The organism is Streptomyces sp. DSM 116793 (assembly GCF_057320905.1).
In genome coordinates this window covers 5,829,499-5,851,654 of sequence record NZ_CM170494.1, presented here as the reverse complement: position 1 = coordinate 5,851,654, position 22,156 = coordinate 5,829,499, and the positions used below count along the sequence as shown (strand labels likewise).

Below are 22,156 nucleotides of genomic sequence, written 5' to 3'. Positions count from 1 at the left end.
CGTCCCGTCGCCGTGATTCCCGCCCCCACCCCCCCACTGTCCAGCCACAGGCCCAGCCCACCCCCATGTCCCCGTCAGGCAGGGAGCCGTACCCCCGATGTCCGAGCCGGAAGAGCCCCGTCCGATCTCCCCCGAGACCGCAGGGTCCGCACAGGCCGCAGCGTCCGCGGAGGCCGCACAGCCCGCACAGCCCGCGGAAGGCACAGAAGCCGCAGAAGCCGCGCAGGCCGCCGGGCCGGCCGCGGCAGAGCCGGCCGCGGAGCCGGCGCCCGATGTCCACACCACCGCGGGGAAGCTCGCCGATCTGCAGCTCCGCATCGAGGAGGCGGTGCACGCGGGCTCGGCGCGGGCCGTGGAGAAGCAGCACGCCAAGGGCAAGCTGACGGCGCGTGAGCGGATCCTGCTGCTGCTCGACGAGGGCTCGTTCGTGGAGCTGGACGAGTTCGCCCGGCACCGCTCCACGGACTTCGGCATGGAGAAGAACCGCCCCTACGGGGACGGCGTCGTCACCGGTTACGGCACGGTCGACGGCCGCCCGGTCGCGGTGTTCTCGCAGGACTTCACGGTGTTCGGCGGGGCGCTCGGCGAGGTGTTCGGGCAGAAGATCATCAAGGTGATGGACTTCGCGCTGAAGACCGGCTGTCCGGTGATCGGGATCAACGACTCGGGCGGCGCGCGCATCCAGGAGGGCGTCAGCGCGCTCGGCATGTACGGCGAGATCTTCCGCAGGAACACCCACGCGTCCGGTGTGATCCCGCAGATCTCGCTGGTCGTCGGCCCGTGCGCGGGCGGCGCGGTCTACTCGCCGGCGATCACCGACTTCACGGTCATGGTCGACCAGACCTCGCACATGTTCATCACCGGGCCCGACGTCATCAAGACGGTGACGGGCGAGGACGTCGGCTTCGAGGAACTGGGCGGCGCGCGCACCCACAACACCGCCTCCGGCGTCGCGCACCACATGGCGAGCGACGAGAAGGACGCCATCGAGTACATCAAGTCGCTGCTGTCCTACCTGCCCTCGAACAACCTGAGCGAGCCGCCCGCCTACCCGGAGGAGGCGAGCCTCGCGGTCGGCGACGAGGACCGGGAGCTGGACTCGGTCGTCCCGGACAGCGCCGGCCAGCCGTACGACATGCACACGGTCATCGAGCACGTCCTGGACGACGCGGACTTCTTCGAGACGCAGGCGATGTTCGCGCCGAACATCCTCACCGGCTTCGGCCGGGTGGAGGGCCATCCGGTGGGCGTGGTGGCCAACCAGCCGCTGCAGTTCGCGGGCTGCCTGGACATCAACGCCAGCGAGAAGGCCGCGCGCTTCGTGCGGACCTGCGACGCGTTCAACGTGCCCGTGCTGACCTTCGTCGACGTGCCCGGCTTCCTGCCCGGCGTGGAGCAGGAGCACACCGGCATCATCCGGCGCGGCGCCAAGCTGATCTACGCCTACGCGGAGGCGACGGTTCCGCTGATCACGGTGATCACCCGGAAGGCGTTCGGCGGTGCGTACGACGTGATGGGCTCCAAGCACCTGGGCGCGGACCTGAACCTGGCCTGGCCGACCGCGCAGATCGCGGTGATGGGGGCGCAGGGCGCGGTGAACATCCTGCACCGGCGCACCATCGCCGCGGCCCCCGAGGTGGAGCGGCCCGCGCTGCGCGAGAAGCTGGTCCAGGAGTACGAGGACAGCCTGCTGAACCCGTACACGGCCGCGGAGCGCGGCTACATCGACGCGGTGATCATGCCGGCCGACACCCGCAGCCATATCGTCCGCGGGCTGCGTCAGCTGCGCACCAAACGGGAATCCCTTCCTCCGAAGAAGCACGGCAACATTCCGCTGTGAGCCGTTGTCCAGCCGCAAGGAGTCGTCGGTGATCAAGGTGGTACGGGGCAATCCGACCCCGGAGGAGCTGGCCGCCGCGGTGGCGGTGGTGAGGGCGAGGGCCGCAGCCCTCGCCCAGGCGCCGGCCCAGGCGCCGGCCCCGGCCGCGGGCTGGCCGGGTGACCGGTCCGCGCCGGGCGCGGGCGGCGCGCCGGCCGCCTGGGCGGACCCCGCCCGGGTGGCCCGGACCCGCCTGCCCGCACCGGGCCCGCGGGCCTGGGGCCGCACGTTCTGGCCGGCGTGAGGCCCGCCCACGCCCCCGGCGCGCGCGTGGGCGGCCGCGCGCGTACTTGAGTACGCGTACTCAGGCGCCCCGGCGGCCCGGCGCCGCAGGATCGACCGCATGCTGTGGTCAGACCCCGAGGACGAACCACCCGAGGAACTCCGCACCGCCCAGACCAAGCTCAGACGCCTGGGCCTGCTGCTGGCACTGGCCAGCGTCCTGGTGATGCTCGCGCTCTGGTAGACACACGGGGCACTGAGGGGGAGGAGATCGAGGACGAGCCCCGAGGGCGGTTCCCTCAGACGGCCCGCAGACAAGAACGAACCAGACCCGCCACAACCAAGCCCGTCCGGCGATTGAGGACGAGCCCGGAGGGCGATCCGCCCAGACGGCCCGCACACAAGAACCAACCAGACCCGCCACAACCAAGCCCGTCCGGCGATTGAGGACGAGCCCACAGGGCGATCCCTCCCCGGACAACCCGCGCGCTGCAAACGAAGGCGCCACCACCGACCCCGCCCTCACCCGACCACACCCTCACCCGGCCCCGTCTCACCCGACCACACCCTCACCCGGGGCCACACATACCGACCCGGCGCCGGACCACCCGGCGCCGATACGCTGGCCGCCATGAGTGATCCGCGCCGCCCCCTGGTTCTCGCCTCCCAGTCCCCCGCCCGCCTCGGCCTGCTCCGCCAGGCGGGCCTCGCCCCCGACGTGATCGTCAGCGGGGTGGACGAGGACGCCGTCTCCGCCCCCACCCCCGCCGACCTGGCCCTCGCACTCGCCGAGGCCAAGGCGTCCGTGGTCGCCGCACGCCCCGAGCTGACCAGGAGCGGCGCACTGGTGGTGGGCTGCGACTCCGTGCTCGACCTGGACGGCCAGGCCCTCGGCAAGCCCGCGGACGCGGAGGAGGCCACGGCCCGCTGGAAGGCGATGCGCGGGCGCACCGGCACCCTCCAGACCGGCCACTGCGTCTACGACGCGGCGACCGGCCGGCACGCCTCGGCCGTGGCCTCCACGGTGGTGCACTTCGGGGAGCCCAGCGACACGGAGATCGCGGCCTACGTCGCCTCCGGCGAGCCGCTGAACGTCGCGGGCGCCTTCACCCTGGACGGCCGCTCGGCACCGTTCATCGAGGGCATCGAGGGCGACCACGGCAACGTCATCGGGATCAGCCTGCCGCTGCTCCGCCGTCTGCTGGGCGAACTGGGCGTGGCGATCACGGACTTGTGGGCGTAGCCCCGCCGGTCCGCTTCAGCCACGCGGGCCGCCTCAGCCCGCCGGGCCACCAGGGCCGGTCCGCGCCCCGCTCGTCGTAGGCGATCAGGCTGAGCACGATCAGCCCCAGCACCACCATCATCAGGAGGAACGCGAGCCACCCGGCCAGGCCCACGGCGAGGGCGCCCAGCAGGCCGTGCACCACCGCGGCGCTGATCAGCAGGATCCGCCAGAAGCCGGACGGGCCCCGGTCGCGGACGGCGGCGCGCAGCAGGACGGCGGCGTTGAACAGGAGGTAGAGACCGGCGACTCCGCCGGCGATCCAGGTGGAGACGGTCATCGCGCGGGGGGCGAGCCCGGCCAGGGACATGTCCTGGCGGTCCACGACCAGACCGAGGAACCAGTTCAGCAGCCCCACGCCGATCGCTTCGAGTACGAGCACGATCGCCGCCACCAGCGCCACCGGTCTGCGTGCCACGGCGCCCACCCACTTTCGCTGCCGTCACCACGTCGGAGGTACCCCCGAGGGCCGGCGAGGCGGCCGGGGAGGTCCGGAACACCGCGCAGGCTACTCATGGGTACACACCCCGGCAAGGCCCGGGGACGGGTCTCGCCGGGGCACGGGCGAACGGACGGGCGCCGCCTCGCCGCACCCGGGAGGACACGCGCGCTCAGCACCGCTGTGCGGGAGGGGCGAGGGTGCTCCGTGTGACGGCGCCCAGCGGCATCGCCTGGCTCGGGGCCGGCGACCGGGTGGAGAGTGGTGACAGAAAACCCGTGTGCCGTAGTAGGGAACCCACAAAGAAACCCAATCAGCCGCAGCACGCTCTCACAGAGACCCAAGGCCCCTTCGACGGCTAAGGTTCCTCACAGGGAGCCTCCTACCAGGCGGAACAAGGGATTTCGCGGTAGGGGCGACGAGCGCTGCACGCTGCGTGTGGGGAACCTCACCCTTGGGAACAGGTCGAAAGCCCGTGTCGGCAGTCCCTAAAATCGGGGTGTTGCAGCGACGTCTTCGGCACGATGATCTGCCGGGCACCCGCTCGGGTGCACTGAGCCGGGGGTCCGGGGGATGTACCCCGGCAACGGGGTCCGGGGGTGTACCCCGGAATACAGAGCAAGGAGGGAGCCATCGTGCGTAAGGTGTTGATCGCCAACCGTGGTGAGATCGCGGTCCGTGTGGCCCGGGCGTGTCGGGACGCGGGTATCGCGAGTGTGGCCGTCTACGCCGATCCGGACCGCGACGCACTCCACGTCCGCGCCGCCGACGAAGCCTTCGCCCTGGGCGGCGACACCCCCGCCACCAGCTACCTGGACATCACCAAAGTCCTCAGCGCCGCCAAAGACTCCCACGCCGACGCCATCCACCCCGGCTACGGCTTCCTCTCCGAGAACGCCGACTTCGCCCAGGCCGTCCTCGACGCCGGCCTCATCTGGATCGGCCCACCCCCCACCGCCATCCGCGACCTCGGCGACAAAGTCGCCGCCCGCCACATCGCCCAACGCGCCGGCGCCCCCCTCGTCGCCGGCACCCCCGACCCCGTCACCGGCGCCGACGAAGTCCTCGCCTTCGCCGAAGAACACGGCCTGCCCATCGCCATCAAAGCCGCCTTCGGCGGCGGCGGCCGCGGCCTCAAAGTCGCCCGCACCCTCGACGAAGTCCCCCACCTCTACGAATCAGCCGTCCGCGAAGCAGTAGCCGCCTTCGGCCGCGGCGAATGCTTCGTCGAGCGCTACCTCGACCAACCCCGACACGTCGAAACCCAGTGCCTCGCCGACCAGCACGGCAACGTCGTCGTCGTCTCCACCCGCGACTGCTCCCTCCAACGCCGCCACCAAAAACTCGTCGAAGAAGCCCCCGCACCCTTCCTCACCGACGAACAGAACCGACAACTCCACACCGCCTCCAAAGCCATCCTCAAAGAAGCCGGCTACGTCGGCGCCGGCACCGTCGAATTCCTCGTCGGCAACGACGGCACCATCTCCTTCCTCGAAGTCAACACCCGCCTCCAGGTCGAACACCCCGTCACCGAAGAAGTCACCGGCATCGACCTCGTCCGCGAAATGTTCCGCATCGCCGACGGCGAAGTCCTCGGCTACGACGACCCACCCACACGCGGACACGCCCTCGAATTCCGCATCAACGGCGAAGACCCCGGCCGAAACTTCCTCCCCGCCCCCGGCACCGTCACCACCTTCACCCCACCCACCGGCCCCGGCGTCCGCCTCGACGCAGGCGTGGAAACCGGCAGCGTGATCGGCCCCGCCTGGGACTCCCTCCTCGCCAAACTCATCATCACCGGCGCCACCCGCGAACAAGCCCTCCAACGCGCCGCCCGCGCCCTCGACGAATTCCACATCGACGGCATGGCCACCGCCCTGCCCTTCCACCGCGCCGTCGTCCGCGACCCCGCCTTCGCCCCCGAACTCACCGGCTCCAAAGACCCCTTCACCATCCACACCCGCTGGATCGAAACCAGCTTCAACAACACCATCACCCCCTTCACCACCCCCACCGAAACCCCCGATACAGAAGACGACACCGGACGCGAAACAGTCGTCGTCGAAGTCGGCGGAAAACGCCTGGAAGTATCCCTACCCGCCAGCCTCGGCATGTCCCTCGCCCGCACCGGCCTCGCCGCCGGAGCCCGCCCCAAACGACGAGCAGTCCGCAAATCCGGACCCGCCACCTCCGGCGACACCCTCACCTCCCCCATGCAGGGCACCATCGTCAAAATCGCCGTCGAAGAAGGCCAGGAAGTCAAAGAAGGCGACCTCATCGTCGTCCTCGAAGCCATGAAAATGGAACAACCCCTCAACGCCCACCGCTCCGGCACCATCAAAAACCTCACCGCCGAAATCGGCGCCTCCCTCACCTCCGGCGCCACCATCTGCGAAATCAAGGACTGAGCCGGTCAGGTGTCAGGGCCTGTCCCCGAGGGCGGCCCGCGAGCCGGGGCCCGGTCGAGTGCGACTCGACCGGGCCCCGGGTCGTTCGGGAGGAGTCCCTCGGGTTGCCTGATGGGGCGTAACGGCCCCGCCGCGCCGGGTTACCGTGGAGGCGCACCCGCGCAGGGGGGTGGGCGCGTTGCGGGCCCGTTTCCCTGCGTCGTTCGCGTGTGCCCCGTCCCCGAGCACCGATGAGGACCCCAGCGGTGAGCAATCAGGTCCGCGAGCAGGACGCCGGTCATGGCGTCGCCGCGCGTATTCCGCCGGCTTCCGGCACCCCGGCCGGGCGGCCGGCCGGCCCCGTGCCCGCCTCCGCCCCCGGCCTGCGCCCCGCCTCAGCTCCCGGGCGGCGCGGTCCCATGCGGGCCGATGCGCGGCGCAACTACCAGCGGCTGCTCACCGCGGCCCGGGCGGCGTTCGCCGAGCACGGCACGGACACTCCGCTGGAGGACGTCGCGCGCCGCGCGGGCGTGGGCATCGGCACGCTGTACCGGCACTTCCCGAACCGGCACGCGCTGATGAGCGCGGTCTTCGAGGACGCGGTCGCCGATCTGCTGGCCCGCTCGCACGCGCTGCTCGACGCCCCGCGGCCGTGCCGGGCGCTGGTCGCGTGGTTGCGTGCCATCATCACGCACGCGAGCGAGTACCGGGGCCTGTCACACGCCCTCATGTCGGCCTCGCACGACGACAGTTCCGCGCTGCGGCGGTGCAGCAACCCGATGCGGTCGGCGGGGCAGGCGCTGCTGGTGCGGGCGCAGCGGGCGGGCGCGGTGCACGAGGACGTCTCCATCGGAGATCTGCTCCAGCTCACCAACGCGATCGCCCTCGCCGCCGAGGAAACCCCGGACGACCCCGGCCTCGCCGACCGCCTCCTCACCCTCACCCTCCGGGGCCTGACGACAGACCCCTGCTGACCCGCCCCAAGGGGGGCGCGAGGCACCGCGCGAACAACCCGACCGCACCCGCACCCGCACCCGCACCCGCACCCGCACCCGGCAACGAACCCCGGGAGCCACGCCGATGCCCAGGACAGGAGCGCGGGGAACTGCGCGAACAACCCCCACCGCACCCGCACCGGGCAACGAACCCCCACCGGACACAACCAGCCCCCCCAAAAAGGGGCGCGGGGAACTGCGCAAACAACCACACCCCACCCGCACCCGGCAACGAACCCCCACCGGACACAACCAGCCCCCCAAAAAAGGGGCGCGGGGAACTGCGCAAACAACCACACCCCACCCGCACCCGGCGACCGCCTCCACCCCCACACGGCGCCCCCCGAGAAGCAGGGCCCCCGGCCGGGGCGAGCCCCGGCCGATCAGCGGCGCCGCAGGTCCGCCACCCGGGCCCGCTCACCCCCCGGAGGCTCCCCACCGATCACAGGCGGAGCACTCCGCAGCGGCGCCCCCGACCCGGGCACCTGCCGCCGCGGCCCGGGCAGCGAGACGTCCCGCCGCGGCGGACGGGCCGCCGCAGCGGACGGCGGGGGCGCCGGCGCCGACTCCGACTCCGCGGCCCCCGCGACAGTGATCTGCACCCCCTGATCGGCCAGCGCCTGAAGCTCGGTCGCGGCCCGATCGTCATGCGCGGGCGGATCATCCGTGACCAGACGGGTGATCACATCGGTCGGAACGGTCTGGAACATGGTGTCCGTACCGAGCTTGGTGTGGTCGGCGAGGACCACGACCTCACCCGCGGCCTGCACCAGGGCACGGTCGACGCTGGCGGAGAGCATGTTCGACGTGGACAGTCCGCGCTCAGCGGTCAGACCGCTGCCGGACAGGAACGCCCGCGACACCCGCAGCCCCTGGAGGGACTGCTCGGCACCGCTGCCCACGAGGGCGTAGTTGGAACCGCGCAGGGTGCCGCCGGTCATCACGACCTCCACGCGGTTGGCGTGCGCGAGGGCCTGCGCCACCAGCAGGGAATTGGTGACGACGGTCAGGCCGGGCACCCGGGCGAGTCTGCGGGCGAGCTCCTGGGTGGTGGTGCCGGCACCCACCACGATGGCCTCGCCCTCGTCGACCAGGCCCGCGGCGAGATCGGCGATGGCCGTCTTCTCCGCGGTGGCCAGATGCGACTTCTGGGGGAACCCGGACTCGCGGGTGAACCCGCCGGGCAGGACCGCGCCACCGTGCCGGCGGTCGAGCAGCCCTTCGGCCTCCAGGGCGCGCACATCCCGCCGAACGGTCACTTCGGAGGTCTGGACGACACGGGCGAGCTCCCGGAGCGACACTGCTCCATTGGCCCGCACCATTTCAAGAATCAATTGGCGACGTTCTGCAGCGAACACGAAACTGACAGTAACCCGGCGACCGTCTGCTTTCAGCAGTTTCCGCCGAATAACAGAAGTTGTTCGCAACGTGCACCACGGAGTGGTATAAGCGTCTGGCACATTCACACAGTGCACACGCGGGGCGCACACACCGGCGGCTCGGGCGCCCCCGGGCGCCCCTTTCACGTGGTCAGCCGCCGTCCCCGGTCTTCCGGGTGTGCAGCTGCCGCGCCACCTCGGCGATCGACCCGGACAGCGACGGGTAGACGGTGAAGGTGTTGGCGATCTGTTCGACGGTCAGATTGTTGTCCACCGCGAGCGAGATCGGGTGGATGAGCTCGGACGCGCGCGGGGCGACGACGACGCCCCCGACCACGATGCCGGTGCCCGGCCGGGAGAAGATCTTGACGAAGCCGTCCCTGATGCCCTGCATCTTCGCGCGGGGGTTGCGCAGCAGCGGCAGCTTGACGGACCGGGCGTCGATCCGGCCGGCGTCGACGTCGGCCTGGCTGTAGCCGACGGTGGCGATCTCGGGGTCGGTGAAGACGTTCGACGACACCGTCTTCAGGTCCAGCGGCGCGACGGCGTCGCCCAGGAAGTGGTACATGGCTATCCGGCCCTGCATGGCGGCGACGGAGGCGAGGGCGAAGACGCCCGTGACGTCGCCCGCGGCGTACACGCCGGGCGCGGAGGTGCGGGAGACCTTGTCGGTCCAGATGTGCCCGGACTCCTCGAGCCGGACCCCGGCCTCCTCCAGGCCCATCCCTGCGGTGTTGGGGACGGCGCCGACGGCCATCAGGCAGTGCGTGCCGGAGATCACCCGGCCGTCCTGGAGCGTGACCTCCACGCGGTCGCCCACCCGCTTGGCGGACTGGGCCCGGGAGCGGGCCATCACGTTCATGCCGCGGCGCCGGAAGACGTCCTCCAGGACCGCGGCGGCGTCCGGGTCCTCGCCGGGCAGCACCCGGTCGCGGCTGGAGACCAGCGTGACCCTGGAGCCCAGTGCCTGGTAGGCACCGGCGAACTCGGCGCCGGTGACGCCGGAGCCGACCACGATCAGTTCCCGCGGCAGCTCGTCCAGGTCGTACACCTGCGTCCAGTTGAGGATCCGCTCGCCGTCCGGGCGGGCGTCCGGCAGCTCGCGGGGGTGGCCGCCGGTGGCGATCAGCACGGCGTCCGCGTGCAGGGTCTCCTCGGTGCCGTCGGCCACCCGGACGATCACCCGGCGCGAACCGTCGATGGCCTGCTGCCCGTCGAGGCGTGCGCGCCCGCGCTTGACGCGTGCGCCCGCGCGGGTGACGGCGGCCGCGATGTCGTGCGACTGGGCGAGCGCCAGGCGCTTGACCCGGCGGTTGACCTTGCCGAGGTCCACTCCGACGACCCGCGCCGCCTGCTCCAGGGGCGGGGTGTCGTCGGCGACTATGATCCCCAGCTCTTCGTAGGAGGAGTCGAAGGTGGTCATCACCTCGGCGGTGGCGATCAGGGTCTTCGACGGCACGCAGTCCGTGAGCACGGAGGCGCCGCCCAGGCCGTCGCAGTCGACCACGGTCACCTCCGCGCCGAGCTGCGCGGCCACCAGGGCCGCCTCGTATCCGCCGGGTCCGCCACCGATGATCACGATCCGAGTCACGTACCCCATTGTTCCGCACTCCCCGCCGCACCTCGCCCCGGGGCCCTTCCCCGCCCGGCTCCGGGGGGCGGCGCGGCCCGCCCTGGGCCTGTTCCGCCTCACGCGGAGCCGGCCGCCACGCCCCGGGGCCGTGCCGCGCCTCACGCGGGGCCCGGCCGCCACGCGGCGGGTCACTCCGCCTCGCCCGGGAACCACCCGGTCCCACCCGGTCCCGCCCGGTCCCGCCCAGAGACCGTCCCGCCTCGCCCCCGGGGCGATCCCACCCTCCCCGGGAGGCCTTCCCGCCCGGCCGGTGGCGTCCAGCCTCGCCGCCGTGGCCGTCCGCGTGCTCCCGCGGGAGCCACCGCGGGCGGGGCCGCTCGCCGGAACGGCCCATCTCCCGCACGGGGGCCGGGTGGCCACGCTGCCGTACCCTCGTCGCTATGTCGCTCTACGCCGCGTACGCGGGCAATCTCGATGCGCGGCTGATGTCCCGCCGCGCTCCGCACTCACCGATGCGCGCCACCGGCTGGCTGAACGGCTGGCGGCTGACCTTCGGAGGCGAGCACATGGGCTGGGAGGGAGCGCTGGCCACCATCGTGGAGGCCCCGGGATGTCAGGTCTTCGTCGCGCTGTACGACATCGCGCCGCCGGACGAGGACTCGATGGACCGCTGGGAGGGAGTCGGGCTCGACATATACCGCCGCACGAGGGTGCGCGTGCACACGTTGGACGGCGAGGAGCCGGCCTGGACGTATGTGCTCAACGGCTACGAGGGCGGGCTGCCCTCGGCCCGCTACCTGGGTGAGCTCGCGGACGCGGCGGAGTCGGCGGGGGCGCCGTACGACTACGTGATGGAGCTGCGCAAACGGCCCTGCTGAGCGTTGTCCACCCCGTCACGGGTGGCCTGGCGGCCACCGGCACCCCGCCAGGAGCGCGCGGAAACCACGCGCGCACCCCACCACCGGCCGGCGGCCCGAACACGACGGCGACAGGCGCCTTCGGACGGCGACAGGCGCCTTCGGAGGGCGACAGCCCCCTTCGGACGGCGGGGCCCCCTTCGGACGGTGACGACCCGACCGTCTCACCGTCGCCGGTCGCGCAGTTCCCCGCGCCCCTGCCAGGTGGCCGGGTCGCGCAGTTCCCCCCGCCACCACCAGGTGGCCGGAAGCCGCTGGAAACGGGGCGGGCCTCGATCCGTCCCGCATCTACGCGCGTAGGCCCCGACCGGCTACCCTCAACCACGTGAACGCATCTCTTCTCCCAGACGACATCCAGAGCGACCCCCACGCCGCCGCCGACGCCGCCGCCGCGCGCCTGCGCGGGCTGACCGGTGCCGACACCCACGACGTCGCCCTCGTGATGGGCTCTGGATGGGCTCCGGCGGTCGACGCCCTCGGCACCGCCGAGCACGAGTTCGCCGTCACCGAACTGCCGGGCTTTCCGCCGCCGACGGTCGAGGGCCACGTGGGCACGGTCCGTTCGTACCGCATCGGCGAGAAGCGGGCCATGATCTTCCTGGGCCGCACCCACTACTACGAGGGCCGCGGCGTGGCGGCCGTCGCGCACGGCGTGCGGACCGCCGCGGCGGCCGGCTGCAAGACCGTCGTCCTGACCAACGGCTGCGGCGGGCTCCGCGAGGGCATGTACCCGGGCCAGCCCGTGCTGATCAGCGACCACATCAACCTCACCGCCACCTCCCCCATCGTCGGCGCCACCTTCGTCGACCTCACCGACCTCTACTCCCCGCGGCTGCGCGCCCTCTGCAAGGAGATAGACCCCTCGCTGACGGAGGGCGTGTACGCGCAGTTCCCCGGGCCGCACTACGAGACCCCCGCCGAGGTGCGGATGGCGCGCGCGATCGGCGCCGACCTGGTGGGCATGTCGACGGCCCTGGAGGCCATCGCCGCGCGCGAGGCGGGCGTCGAGGTGCTGGGCATCTCGCTGGTCACCAACCTGGCCGCGGGGATGACCGGCGAACCGCTGAACCACGAGGAGGTCCTGCAGGCCGGACGGGACGCGGCGACGCGGATGGGCGGCCTGCTGGCACAGGTGCTGCCGCGCATCTGAGACCGCACGCCGGCACCGCACTCGACGCACCCTCCGGGACCGCACGCCGGGAGCACGCGCCCGGCGTGTGACGGCGCCCCGCAGGGGAACGGGGCCTGGCATCGGGGGCGTTGGCGCCTCCCTACGCGGCGCGCACGGGCGGTGAGCGCCCGCGGGCCGCGGCCCCGGCCGCAACCGGCTCCGTCGCATACGGCACCCTGCGTGTGCCGAAGAGAATGCGTCGGAGCCGGTCACACGTACCGCCGTACCGCCGGTCATACGTACATACGAGAGGCTGAGAACTGGTGCAGGACGAACTCATCGCACGGGCCGAGGCCTGGCTGGCCGAGGACCCGGACCCGGTCACCCGCAAGGAGCTGGCCGAGCTGATCGGGGCCGGGGACCGCGACGAGCTGGCCGCGCGGTTCGCGGGCACGCTCCAGTTCGGCACCGCGGGGCTCCGCGGCGAACTCGGCGCGGGGCCCATGCGGATGAACCGCGCGGTCGTGATCCGCGCGGCCGCCGGCCTGGCCCGCTACCTCACCGCCCGGCAGCAGGACGGCGACCCCGGTCTCGTCGTGATCGGATACGACGCCCGGCACATGTCCGCCGAGTTCGCCCGGGACACCGCGGCCGTGCTGACCGGCGCGGGCCTGCGCGCCGCGGTCCTGCCCCGCCCGCTGCCCACGCCCGTACTCGCCTTCGCCATCCGGCACCTCGGTGCCGTCGCCGGCGTGGAGGTCACCGCCAGCCACAATCCGCCCCGCGACAACGGCTACAAGGTCTACCTGGGCGACGGCGCCCAGATCGTGCCCCCGGTGGACGGCGAGATCGCGGCCGAGATCGCGGCGGTCGGGGCGCTGGCGGAGGTGCCGCGGCCGGACGGCGGGTGGCGGACACTCGGCGACGAGGTCCTCGGGGCGTATCTCGACCGGGCGGGCACCGTGCCGGCCGAGGACTCGCCGCGGAACGTCCGGATCGTGTACACGCCGATGCACGGCGTCGGCGGGGAGACCCTGCGGGCCGCCTTCGAACGCACCGGCTTCCCCGCTCCCGTGCCGGTCCCCGAACAGGCCGAGCCGGACCCCGACTTCCCCACCGTCGCGTTCCCCAACCCCGAGGAGCCCGGCGCGATGGACCTCGCCTTCGCCACCGCGCGCGCCCTGGCCGCCGGGGCGGGCCCGGACGCCGGCGCCCCCGACCTGATCATCGCGAACGACCCCGACGCGGACCGCTGTGCCGTCGCGGTGCCCGACGCCTCCGCCGCGGCCGGCTGGCGCATGCTCCGCGGCGACGAGGTGGGCGCCCTCCTCGCGGCCCACCTGGTCCGCCGGGGCGCGGGCGGGGACGCGAGCGCGGTCGCGTCGGCCGGCCCCCGGGACACCTTCGCCGCGTCGATCGTCTCGTCCTCGCTGCTCGGCCGGATCGCCGCGGCCGCCGGCCTGCGGCACGAGGAGACGCTCACCGGCTTCAAGTGGCTCGCCCGGGTGCCGGGCCTGCGCTACGGCTACGAGGAGGCCCTGGGCTACTGCGTCGACCCCGAGGGCGTCCGCGACAAGGACGGCATCACCGCCGCGCTGCTGGTGGCCGAGCTGGCCGCGCAGCTGAAGGAGGAGGGCAGGACGCTGCCGGACCTGCTGGACGACCTGGCGGTCGAGCACGGCCTGCACGCCACCGACCAGCTCTCGGTCCGCGTCGACGACCTGTCCGTCATCGCGGACGCGATGCGCCGGCTGCGCGCGCACCCCCCGACCCGGCTGGCGGGCCTGTCCGTGCGCGCGGCCGAGGACCTGGCGGAGGGCGGTGCGGGGCTGCCGCCCACGGACGGCCTGCGCTACACCCTGGACGGCGACGGCGACTACCGCGCCCGCGTCATCGTCCGCCCGAGCGGTACGGAGCCCAAGCTGAAGTGCTACCTGGAGGTCGTGGTGCCGATCGCCTCCCGAGCGGACCTCCCGGCGGCCCGCGCCACGGCGGCGGAACGCCTCTCCGCCCTCAAGCGCGACCTGGCCTCCACCGCGGGCCTCCCGGCTCCAGCGGAGGCCTGAGCCCGGCGGCCGGCGCGGAGCCCTGCGTCCAGCGCGACGCCCTCCGCCCCGCGCTGGCGACGCTGAGCCCGGTACCCGGCGGACGGCGGCCCGCATTCGCCCCGCCGGGTGATTTCCACGCGGCAGTCGACGCAGCGGGCCCTACGGGGGCGGCGGGCGGAGGAACCGTTCACCGGTAGCCCTGCCCCCGTCCCCGGAGCTGCCGCAGTGTCCACACCCACGCCCCCGGCGCCTCCCGAACCGACGCCTCACCAACCGGCCTCTCGCGAGTCCGCGCCGCACGAACCGACGCCTCCCTCATCGACGTCCGCCGGTCGTGGGCCCGCGGATCCGCTGCCCGCCGGTCCGCTGCCCGCTGCTCCGGCACCGCCCGCCCCCGCGGGCGCTGTCGCCGCGCACGCCCTACGCGCGCCCCTCGCTCCGGCGCGCACCGCACGTGGCGCGGCGGCGGCCGATGCGCCAGGCGCACCGTCCACCGCACGCACCGTCGCCCGGCGCCACCCGGCCGCCGTCTCCACGCACCAGCAGTCAGCCCTCTCGACGCACCCGCCCTCCGAGGCCGTCTCCGCGCGCCCGGCGTCCGAGGCCGGCCCGCGGCTCGGCGGACTGCTGCCCGCACTGGTGCCGGGCGGGCTGCCGGGCGGGCTGCCGGGCGCCCGGCGCAGGCGCCCCGCACGGATGGGACCGCCGCGTCAGCGCCACCGCCGACCGGGGTACTCGCCGCCGACGGCACCGGCGGGCGCGCCGGGCGGACGCAGTACGCCGGCGGGACGGCCGGCCGGCGGGCGCGGGCGCGTCGGCAGGGCGCTGCGGCCGGCGGCGCCGGCGCTCTGCTGCTATGCCGGGGTGCGCCTGCTGGGTCTGCTGGTCCTGATGACGTGGGCGCACCGGCGGCGCCTGGACGTCTGGCCGATGCTCGGCACGGAGTGGGACTCCGTGTGGTACCTGCGCATCGCGGAGCACGGCTACGCGCCGTGGCTCGGCCTCGTCCGGCAGGCACGGGACCTGGCCTTCTTCCCGCTCTACCCGCTGCTGGTGAAGGCGCTGGCCGCGGTCGTGCCGGGGCCGGCGGCAGCGGTGGGGGTCGCGCTCGCGGTGGCGGCCTCGTTCCTCGCCGCGTGGGGCGTCTTCGCCGTCGGCGACCGGCTGCACGGCCGCCGGGCGGGCCTCCTGCTCACCCTCCTCTGGGCGGCCCTGCCCACCGGCCTGGTGCAGTGGATGGGCTACACCGAATCCCTCTTCACTGCCCTCGCGGCCTGGTCCCTGTACGCGGTCCTCACCGGCCGCTGGCTGTGGGCCGGCACCCTGTCGGCCCTGGCCGGCCTGACCCGCCCCACGGGGGTGGCCCTGGCCACCGCGGTCGCCGTGACGGGCCTGGCCACCCTGTGGCGCCAGTGGCGGACGACGCCCGGGGCAACGGACGAAGCACGCCCCAGGGCAACGGACGAGGCCGCGCCCGCGGTGCGGGGCGGGGCGGAGGCCGGGGCGGCGAGCAGGGCGGCGGCACGGGCTGCGGGCGCAGTGAGGGCCGGGGTCCGCGGGGCGGGGCGGTTGCGTGGCTGCTCGCCGCGTGTGCTCGTCGGGGTCCTGCTCGCCCCGGCGGGCTGGGTCGGCTTCCTCGCCTGGGTGGGGGTGCGCGCCGGCCGGTGGGACGGCTACTTCGCCGTCCAGCGGCTGTGGCACAACCAGTGGGACGGCGGCGAGGAGACCTGGCGGTGGGTCCGCGAGCTGTTCTCGCACGACCCCACGCCCCAGCTCCACCTGATTCTCGTGACGGTCACCCTGCTGGTCTCCGCGGTGCTCTTCCTGCTCTCCGTGGCGGACCGGCAGCCGCTTCCCCTGCTCGTCTTCACGGGGCTGCTGCTGATCATCACGCTGGGCAGCGGCGGTGTCTACCCGCCCCGCGGACGGTTCCTGCTCCCCGCGTTCCCGCTGCTGCTCCCCGTGGCCCTGCTCCTGGCGCGCGCCCGCCCGCGCCAGATGATCCTCGTCACAACGGCGGCGGTCTGCGCCTCGGCCTACTGGGGCGCCTACATGCTGCTGGTCTGGCGCGGCGCCCCGTGAGCCCGGGACACCGCCGCGGCCGGTGCCGGCGGTCGACCTGTGACCGCATCCGGTTCACCGCTCCACCGGGGGCCGCACCCCAGGAGGGGCCCTGGAAACCGGGCGCCCGGCCCCGACGCGCCGTCGGCCGGCCACCGGGCCACGTCCCCGCACGGTCTCGTCAGCGTCGTGACGGCCGCCGTCACCCCACCGCGAGCAGGACCACGAGCAGGATCAGCCCCGCGAGGGCGGGGGCCAGCACCTCGTAGGACCAGCGGACCTCCGGCTCGCCCTGCGCGGCGGCGTCGTCCGCCCAGGTCCCGGCGAGTTCACGCAGGTCGTCCATGGTGCGGTCGGTCGGGGCGCGGGTCGGGTCCACGTCGCCGGACCGGGTGCGCACGGGCTCCGCGGCGCCGCCGAAGGCACCGGCGAGCCCTCGGGGACGGCCGCCACCGAAGGGGCCTCCAGCACGCTGTCCCGACTCCCCCGCGGTGGCCTTCAACCGTTCCCGGCCGGCCTTCTTGCGGGCGCGCAGCGAGACGGGTATCGCCCACAGCTGGTACTTGGCGCCGCTCTGGTCCAGCACCTCGTTGGAGTAACCGGAGCGCAGGGCGGAGACGGCGCCCCAGGGCAGGGTGATGATGCGGAACGGGTTGCGGACCCGCAGCCGCTCCTCGTTCGCGTACACGGCGGGCCGCAGGGTGAACGCGGTCACCAGCGGCACCAGCAGCAGCATCGTCGCCAGCGCCAGCCAGGGGGTGCGGCCCTGCCCGCTGACCAGCGCGTCGATCCCCAGCCAGGCCACCAGCGCCAGGAGCAGGACGCCGCCGGCCATGCCGCCGCCGGAGCGGTACACACGGTCCGGGGAGGGCTCGCGCTCGGGCACGGCCACCGGCTCCCCGGGATCCGGCACGCCCCCTACGGATGCCTCTGCCCCGACCACCTGAGCCCCTTCCGGCACGTCGGCCACCGGATCCCCCTCCGGCACCCCGGCCACAGGGCCCTCCTCCGGTACGTCGGCCGCCGAGGCCACCTGGTCCCCCTCGGCCACCTGCGCCGGGGCCGCCGGGGCCTCCTCGGCGGTTCCGGCCACGTCCGCCGAGCCCGGCACGTCCTCCGGCACACCGCCGGCACGGTCATCGTCACCGGCGGGCACGGCAGCCGAGTCGGCACCGTCCTCCGGTGCCTCGCTCACGCCCGCAACGTCCGCATCGCGCGCATCCGCGTCGGGCGCGTCATCCGCACGCGACGCGTCCTCTTCCTGCTGTGCACGCCGCGGTCCCGGCTCGGAGGTCGTCATACCGCGATTCTGCCTGACGCCCGCCGTCCGCCTGAATCACGCCCTGGTCACACCTCACGGGCACGGGCGGCACCCCGGAAACGGCCCCTTCCGCGTCAGTACCGATCGCGCAGCTCTCATCACGACCGTTCGCGCAGTTCCCCGCGCCCCTGATCCACACCTGCCCCTCCTCCCGGCGACCTTCTACAGGTCCGTCGTGGTCTCTCGCGCAGTTCCCCGCGCCCCTGAACAGCACCTGCCCCCTCCTCCCGGCGGCCCGCTACAGCCCCGTCGTGGCTGGTCGCGCAGTTCCCCGCGCCCCTGGGCAGGCCGGGGCTGCCCCTGGGCCCACGTGCACCGCAAAAGGGGCGCGGGGAACTGCGCGAACGAGCCCCACCAGCCGGCACAGGGAACCCAACCGCAAGGACCCCGGCGAGATCCCAAAAGGGGCGCGGGGAACTGCGCGAACAAGCCCCACCAGCCGGCACAGGGAACCCAACCGCAAGGACCCCGGCGAGATCCCAAAAGGGGCGCGGGGAACTGCGCGAACGAGCCCCACCGGGCGGCACACGGGAACGAACCCAGGGGCGGGGCGTTGGGGGGCGGCGCCCCCGGAACGCAGTCACCGAACCCGCTCCCCTGTACCGCCGCTACGCGTGTAGATATGCTCCCCTCGTGACCATGCCCACCACCGCACACGACACCACCCCGGACGCGGCCCCGCCCGCGCCCGTACCGTCCGCCGCCCCACCCGCCCTTACCCCGTTCGCCGACGCCACCGCGTCCAACCGTGCCCTGACCCGCTTCCTGCACGGCCTCCCGGGGGTCGATCCGGTCGGGCTGGAGGCGCGTGCCGCGGCCCTCGGCACCCGGTCGATCAAGACCACGGCCAAGGCGTACGCCATCGACCTGGCCATCTCCATGATCGATCTGACCACCCTGGAGGGCGCGGACACCCCGGGCAAGGTCCGCTCGCTCGGCGCCAAGGGCGCGCACCCGGACCCCACCGACCGTGGCACGCCGCGGGTCGCCGCGGTCTGCGTGTACCCGGACATGGTGGCCACCGCCAAGGAGGCCGTCGCCGGCACCGGCATCAAGGTCGCCTCCGTCGCCACCGCCTTCCCCGCGGGCCGCGCCGCGCTCGACGTGAAGCTGGCGGACGTGCGCTCCGCGGTCTCCGCGGGCGCCGACGAAGTGGACATGGTCATCGACCGGGGCGCCTTCCTGGCCGGCCACTACCTGAAGGTGTACGACGAGATCCGCGCCGTGAAGGAGGCGAGCGGCGCCGCGCGGCTGAAGGTCATCTTCGAGACCGGCGAGCTGTCCACGTACGACAACATCCGCCGCGCATCCTGGCTGGGCATGCTCGCGGGCGCCGACTTCATCAAGACCTCCACCGGCAAGGTCGCGGTGAACGCCACCCCGGCGAACACCCTGCTGATGCTCGAGGCGGTACGCGACTTCCGGGCGCAGACCGGGGTACAGGTCGGCGTGAAGCCGGCCGGCGGGATCCGCACGTCCAAGGACGCGATCAAGTTCCTGGTGCTGGTGAACGAGACCGCGGGCGAGGACTGGCTGCACCCCGCCTGGTTCCGCTTCGGCGCCTCCTCGCTGCTGAACGACCTGCTGATGCAGCGCCAGAAGCTGAAGACCGGACGGTACTCCGGCCCCGACTACGTGACGGTGGACTGACGCTCATGACCACGAACCAAGCCAAGGGCAAGCAGAAGCGGCAGCCGGCCACCGGCACGTCCGGTGCCGGTGCCGCGAAGGGAGCGGGCGCCGCCGGATCCGGCCGCGCCGCGCGCGCCGGCGCGCCCACGGCGCACCCCACCACGCCCCCGTCACCGTCATCGCCATCAGCGGCGTCATCACCGTCCTCGCCCTCGTCCGCCTTCGCCTACGCCCCGGCCCCCGAGTCCCGTTCGATCGTCGAGATCGCCCCGTCGTACGGCCTGTTCGTCGACGGCGAGTTCACCGAGGCCGCGGACGGCCGGGTCTTCAAGACGGTCAACCCGGCCACGGAGGAGGTGCTCTCCGAGGTGGCGCGGGCCGGTGCCGCGGACGTGGACCGCGCGGTCGGGGCCGCCCGCCGGGCGTTCCCGGGCTGGTCCGCGCTGCCGGGCGCCGAGCGGGCCAAGTACCTCTTCCGGATCGCCCGGATCATCCAGGAGCGCTCGCGCGAACTGGCCGTGCTGGAGACGCTGGACAACGGCAAGCCGATCAGGGAGACCCGCGACGCCGACCTGCCGCTGGTCGCCGCGCACTTCTTCTACTACGCCGGCTGGGCGGACAAGCTGCAGCACGCGGGCTTCGGGCCCGACCCGCGCCCGCTGGGCGTCGCGGGCCAGGTCATCCCGTGGAACTTCCCGTTGATGATGCTGGCCTGGAAGATCGCCCCGGCCCTGGCCACCGGCAACACGGTGGTCCTGAAGCCGGCCGAGACGACCCCGCTGTCGGCGCTGTTCTTCGCGGACGTCTGCCGCCAGGCGGGCCTGCCCAGGGGCGTCGTCAACATCCTGCCCGGCTACGGCGACACGGGCGCGGCGCTGGTCGCGCACCCGGACGTGGACAAGGTCGCGTTCACCGGCTCGACCGCCGTCGGCAAGGAGATCGCCCGGGCGCTCGCCGGCACACGCAAGAAGCTCACCCTGGAGCTGGGCGGCAAGGGCGCCAACATCGTCTTCGACGACGCGCCCGTCGACCAGGCCGTGGAGGGCATCGTCGGCGGCATCTTCTTCAACCAGGGGCAGGTCTGCTGCGCGGGCTCCCGGCTGCTGGTGCAGGAGTCGATCGCCGAGGAGCTGCTCGACTCCCTCAAGCGGCGGCTCGCGACGCTGCGTCTCGGCGACCCGCTGGACAAGAACACCGACATCGGCGCGATCAACTCCGCCGAGCAGCTGGCCCGGATCACCGCGCTCGCGGAGACCGGCGAGGCGGAGGGCGCCGAGCGCTGGACGGCACCCTGCGAACTCCCCTCGACGGGCTACTGGTTCGCGCCCACCCTCTTCACCGACGTCACCCAGGCGCACACCATCGCCCGTGACGAGATCTTCGGCCCGGTGCTCTCGGTGCTGACGTTCCGCACCCCGGACGAGGCCGTCGCCAAGGCCAACAACACCCAGTACGGCCTCTCCGCGGGCGTCTGGACCGAGAAGGGCTCCCGGATCCTGGCCGTCGCGAACAGGCTGCGCGCGGGCGTCGTCTGGTCCAACACATTCAACAAGTTCGATCCGACCTCGCCGTTCGGCGGCTACAAGGAGTCGGGTTTCGGCCGCGAGGGCGGCCGGCACGGTCTGGAGGCCTACCTCGATGTCTGAGACCTCTGCCACGTCCGGGACCCCCGCGGCGTCCGAGACCTCCGCGCTGTCCAGGACCCCTGCGGCGTCCGGGGCTTCGGCGCCCTCTGCGGCGCCTGCCGGGACGCGTCTCGGTGTCCTGAAGACCTACAAGCTGTACGTCGGGGGCAGGTTCCCCCGCAGCGAGAGCGGCCGGGTGTACGAGGTGACGGACTCCAAGGGCGGCTGGCTGGCGAACGCGCCGCGCGCCTCCCGCAAGGACGCCAGGGACGCGGTGGTGGCGGCCCGCAAGGCGTTCGGCGGCTGGTCGGGCGCGACGGCGTACAACCGCGGCCAGATCCTGTACCGCATTGCGGAGATGCTGGAGGGCCGCCGCGAGCAGTTCGTGCGCGAGGTCGCCGACGCGGAGGGCCCCTCGGGGGCCGGGGCCGCCGCCCAGGTGGACGCGGCGATCGACCGCTGGGTCTGGTACGCGGGCTGGACCGACAAGGTGGCCCAGGTGGTGGGCGGCGGCAACCCGGTCGCGGGCCCCTACTTCAACCTCTCCACGCCGGAGCCGACCGGCGTGGTGGCCGTGCTCGCCCCGCAGCGCTCGGCGTTCCTCGGGCTGGTGTCGGTACTGGCACCGGTGATCGCCACCGGGAACACCGCCGTGCTGGTCGCCAGCGAACGCGCCCCGCTGCCCGCCCTGTCGCTCAGCGAGGTGCTGGCCACCTCCGACCTGCCGGGCGGGGTCGTCAACGTCCTGTCCGGCCGTACGGCGGAGATCGCCGCACCGCTCGCCGCGCACCAGGACGTCAACGCGATCGACCTGACGGGCGCGGACGCCGAACTGGCCAGGGAGTTGGAGACGGCGGCCGCGGACAACCTCAAGCGGGTGCTGCGTCCACAGCCTGTGGACGGCCCCGCCGGCCCCGCCGGCCCGGGCGGCCCGGGCGGCTCCGGCGAGCCGGACTGGACCGCCGACCCCGGGACCGCGCGCCTGACGGCGTTCCTGGAGACGAAGACGGTGTGGCACCCCACGGGCGCGCTCGGCGTGTCCGGCAGCTCCTACTGACGCCGCCCGGACTGTTCCTGACGACGGCTCCGGTGGCTCCGGCGGCTCCGGCCGACGGCCCCCCGCGGTTCCGCCGACGGTGTGCCGGCGGTTCTCGCCGCCGGACACCGTCAGTTCGCATGACCGTGCACCGCGGCTCGCCCGCCCGTCCCGCCCGTCCCGGCCGCCCGGCCCCCGAACCGCCGCGGGGGGCCTGGGCCGCCGACCCTCCGGGGCGCCCCGTGA

The 22,156-nt window shown here is 73.7% G+C and carries 17 protein-coding genes; 13 read left to right on the top strand and 4 right to left on the bottom strand.

The window, feature by feature from the left end; genetic code table 11:
- The first annotated feature begins 97 nt into the window (after positions 1 to 97).
- The 4 genes from ACSMXW_RS22970 to ACSMXW_RS22955 all read left to right on the top strand — a co-directional run bounded on the left by ACSMXW_RS22970 (position 98) and on the right by ACSMXW_RS22955 (position 3,344).
- Positions 98 to 1,840, top strand: coding sequence for an acyl-CoA carboxylase subunit beta (locus ACSMXW_RS22970; RefSeq protein WP_485798943.1), 1,743 nt, complete (start codon positions 98 to 100; stop codon positions 1,838 to 1,840).
- Positions 1,841 to 1,868: 28 nt separating this feature from the next.
- The gene (locus ACSMXW_RS22965; protein WP_485808232.1) at positions 1,869 to 2,123 is read left to right on the top strand and encodes an acyl-CoA carboxylase epsilon subunit; all 255 of its coding nucleotides are present in this window, start codon (positions 1,869 to 1,871) and stop codon (positions 2,121 to 2,123) included.
- A gap of 99 nt (positions 2,124 to 2,222) precedes the next feature.
- On the top strand, positions 2,223 to 2,345 hold the full coding sequence (mmpB, locus tag ACSMXW_RS22960; protein WP_485798941.1) for a morphogenic membrane protein MmpB: 123 nt from the start codon (positions 2,223 to 2,225) through the stop codon (positions 2,343 to 2,345).
- Between the two features lie 387 nt (positions 2,346 to 2,732).
- Positions 2,733 to 3,344, top strand: a complete 612-nt coding sequence (locus tag ACSMXW_RS22955; protein WP_485798939.1) for a Maf family protein — start codon at positions 2,733 to 2,735, stop codon at positions 3,342 to 3,344.
- On the opposite strand, the gene ACSMXW_RS22950 is transcribed toward ACSMXW_RS22955, so the two are convergent.
- Positions 3,325 to 3,801 (bottom strand): hypothetical protein, encoded by a 477-nt coding sequence (locus ACSMXW_RS22950; protein ID WP_485798938.1) that lies wholly within the window; start codon positions 3,799 to 3,801, stop codon positions 3,325 to 3,327. The two genes, ACSMXW_RS22955 and ACSMXW_RS22950, sit on opposite strands and share 20 nt — an antisense overlap.
- Before the next feature lie 656 nt (positions 3,802 to 4,457).
- Between ACSMXW_RS22950 and ACSMXW_RS22945 the strand changes: the two genes are divergently transcribed.
- Both ACSMXW_RS22945 and ACSMXW_RS22940 read left to right on the top strand, forming a co-directional pair.
- Positions 4,458 to 6,233 carry an acetyl/propionyl/methylcrotonyl-CoA carboxylase subunit alpha gene (locus ACSMXW_RS22945; RefSeq protein ID WP_485798937.1) on the top strand — a complete coding sequence of 592 codons (1,776 nt, stop codon included), beginning with the start codon at positions 4,458 to 4,460 and terminating at the stop codon, positions 6,231 to 6,233.
- Positions 6,234 to 6,631: 398 nt separating this feature from the next.
- Positions 6,632 to 7,186: a TetR/AcrR family transcriptional regulator gene (locus tag ACSMXW_RS22940; protein WP_485808231.1), complete on the top strand. Its 555-nt coding sequence runs from the start codon at positions 6,632 to 6,634 to the stop codon at positions 7,184 to 7,186.
- A 404-nt stretch (positions 7,187 to 7,590) separates the two neighbouring features.
- Here the strand turns inward: ACSMXW_RS22940 and ACSMXW_RS22935 are convergent, their stop codons facing one another.
- Together ACSMXW_RS22935 and ACSMXW_RS22930 are read right to left on the bottom strand one after the other, a co-directional pair.
- Positions 7,591 to 8,565 carry a DeoR/GlpR family DNA-binding transcription regulator gene (locus ACSMXW_RS22935; protein ID WP_485798935.1) on the bottom strand — a complete coding sequence of 325 codons (975 nt, stop codon included), beginning with the start codon at positions 8,563 to 8,565 and terminating at the stop codon, positions 7,591 to 7,593.
- A 172-nt stretch (positions 8,566 to 8,737) separates the two neighbouring features.
- On the bottom strand, positions 8,738 to 10,186 hold the full coding sequence (locus tag ACSMXW_RS22930) for an NAD(P)H-quinone dehydrogenase (protein WP_485798933.1): 1,449 nt from the start codon (positions 10,184 to 10,186) through the stop codon (positions 8,738 to 8,740).
- 413 nt (positions 10,187 to 10,599) lie between these two features.
- Here ACSMXW_RS22930 and ACSMXW_RS22925 point away from each other — a divergent pair, with 413 nt between their 5' ends.
- The 4 genes from ACSMXW_RS22925 (at position 10,600) to ACSMXW_RS22910 (ending at position 16,317) form a co-directional block, all read left to right on the top strand.
- Positions 10,600 to 11,037 carry a gamma-glutamylcyclotransferase family protein gene (locus ACSMXW_RS22925; RefSeq protein WP_485798931.1) on the top strand — a complete coding sequence of 146 codons (438 nt, stop codon included), beginning with the start codon at positions 10,600 to 10,602 and terminating at the stop codon, positions 11,035 to 11,037.
- 364 nt (positions 11,038 to 11,401) lie between these two features.
- Positions 11,402 to 12,226 (top strand): purine-nucleoside phosphorylase, encoded by an 825-nt coding sequence (locus ACSMXW_RS22920; RefSeq protein WP_485798929.1) that lies wholly within the window; start codon positions 11,402 to 11,404, stop codon positions 12,224 to 12,226.
- Positions 12,227 to 12,510: 284 nt separating this feature from the next.
- On the top strand, positions 12,511 to 14,253 hold the full coding sequence (locus ACSMXW_RS22915) for a phospho-sugar mutase (protein ID WP_485798927.1): 1,743 nt from the start codon (positions 12,511 to 12,513) through the stop codon (positions 14,251 to 14,253).
- 678 nt (positions 14,254 to 14,931) lie between these two features.
- Entirely contained in the window at positions 14,932 to 16,317 is a 1,386-nt protein-coding gene (locus ACSMXW_RS22910; RefSeq protein WP_485798925.1) for a hypothetical protein, read from the top strand.
- A 181-nt stretch (positions 16,318 to 16,498) separates the two neighbouring features.
- On the opposite strand, the gene ACSMXW_RS22905 is transcribed toward ACSMXW_RS22910, so the two are convergent.
- Complete coding sequence (locus ACSMXW_RS22905) at positions 16,499 to 17,491, bottom strand: PH domain-containing protein (protein WP_485798923.1); 993 nt, start codon at positions 17,489 to 17,491, stop codon at positions 16,499 to 16,501.
- A gap of 765 nt (positions 17,492 to 18,256) precedes the next feature.
- On the opposite strand from ACSMXW_RS22905, the gene deoC reads away from it, so the two are divergent.
- The 3 genes from deoC to ACSMXW_RS22890 are packed head-to-tail and all read left to right on the top strand — an operon-like array spanning position 18,257 to position 21,931.
- Positions 18,257 to 19,267, top strand: coding sequence for a deoxyribose-phosphate aldolase (deoC, locus tag ACSMXW_RS22900; protein ID WP_485808229.1), 1,011 nt, complete (start codon positions 18,257 to 18,259; stop codon positions 19,265 to 19,267).
- A 5-nt stretch (positions 19,268 to 19,272) separates the two neighbouring features.
- Entirely contained in the window at positions 19,273 to 20,895 is a 1,623-nt protein-coding gene (locus tag ACSMXW_RS22895) for an aldehyde dehydrogenase family protein (protein ID WP_485798921.1), read from the top strand.
- Positions 20,888 to 21,931 carry an aldehyde dehydrogenase family protein gene (locus ACSMXW_RS22890; RefSeq protein WP_485798919.1) on the top strand — a complete coding sequence of 348 codons (1,044 nt, stop codon included), beginning with the start codon at positions 20,888 to 20,890 and terminating at the stop codon, positions 21,929 to 21,931. Before ACSMXW_RS22895 ends, ACSMXW_RS22890 begins: the two co-directional genes overlap by 8 nt.
- Positions 21,932 to 22,156 lie beyond the last annotated feature (225 nt).

Coding starts and splice junctions, on each gene's coding strand:
- deoC (WP_485808229.1), top strand. CDS start 18,257: ATGCCCACCACCGCACACGACACCACCCCGGACGCGGCCCCGCCCGCG.
- ACSMXW_RS22940 (WP_485808231.1), top strand. CDS start 6,632: ATGCGGGCCGATGCGCGGCGCAACTACCAGCGGCTGCTCACCGCGGCC.
- ACSMXW_RS22930 (WP_485798933.1), bottom strand. CDS start 10,186: ATGGGGTACGTGACTCGGATCGTGATCATCGGTGGCGGACCCGGCGGA.
- ACSMXW_RS22895 (WP_485798921.1), top strand. CDS start 19,273: ATGACCACGAACCAAGCCAAGGGCAAGCAGAAGCGGCAGCCGGCCACC.
- mmpB (WP_485798941.1), top strand. CDS start 2,223: ATGCTGTGGTCAGACCCCGAGGACGAACCACCCGAGGAACTCCGCACC.
- ACSMXW_RS22890 (WP_485798919.1), top strand. CDS start 20,888: ATGTCTGAGACCTCTGCCACGTCCGGGACCCCCGCGGCGTCCGAGACC.
- ACSMXW_RS22910 (WP_485798925.1), top strand. CDS start 14,932: ATGGGACCGCCGCGTCAGCGCCACCGCCGACCGGGGTACTCGCCGCCG.
- ACSMXW_RS22955 (WP_485798939.1), top strand. CDS start 2,733: ATGAGTGATCCGCGCCGCCCCCTGGTTCTCGCCTCCCAGTCCCCCGCC.
- ACSMXW_RS22925 (WP_485798931.1), top strand. CDS start 10,600: ATGTCGCTCTACGCCGCGTACGCGGGCAATCTCGATGCGCGGCTGATG.
- ACSMXW_RS22970 (WP_485798943.1), top strand. CDS start 98: ATGTCCGAGCCGGAAGAGCCCCGTCCGATCTCCCCCGAGACCGCAGGG.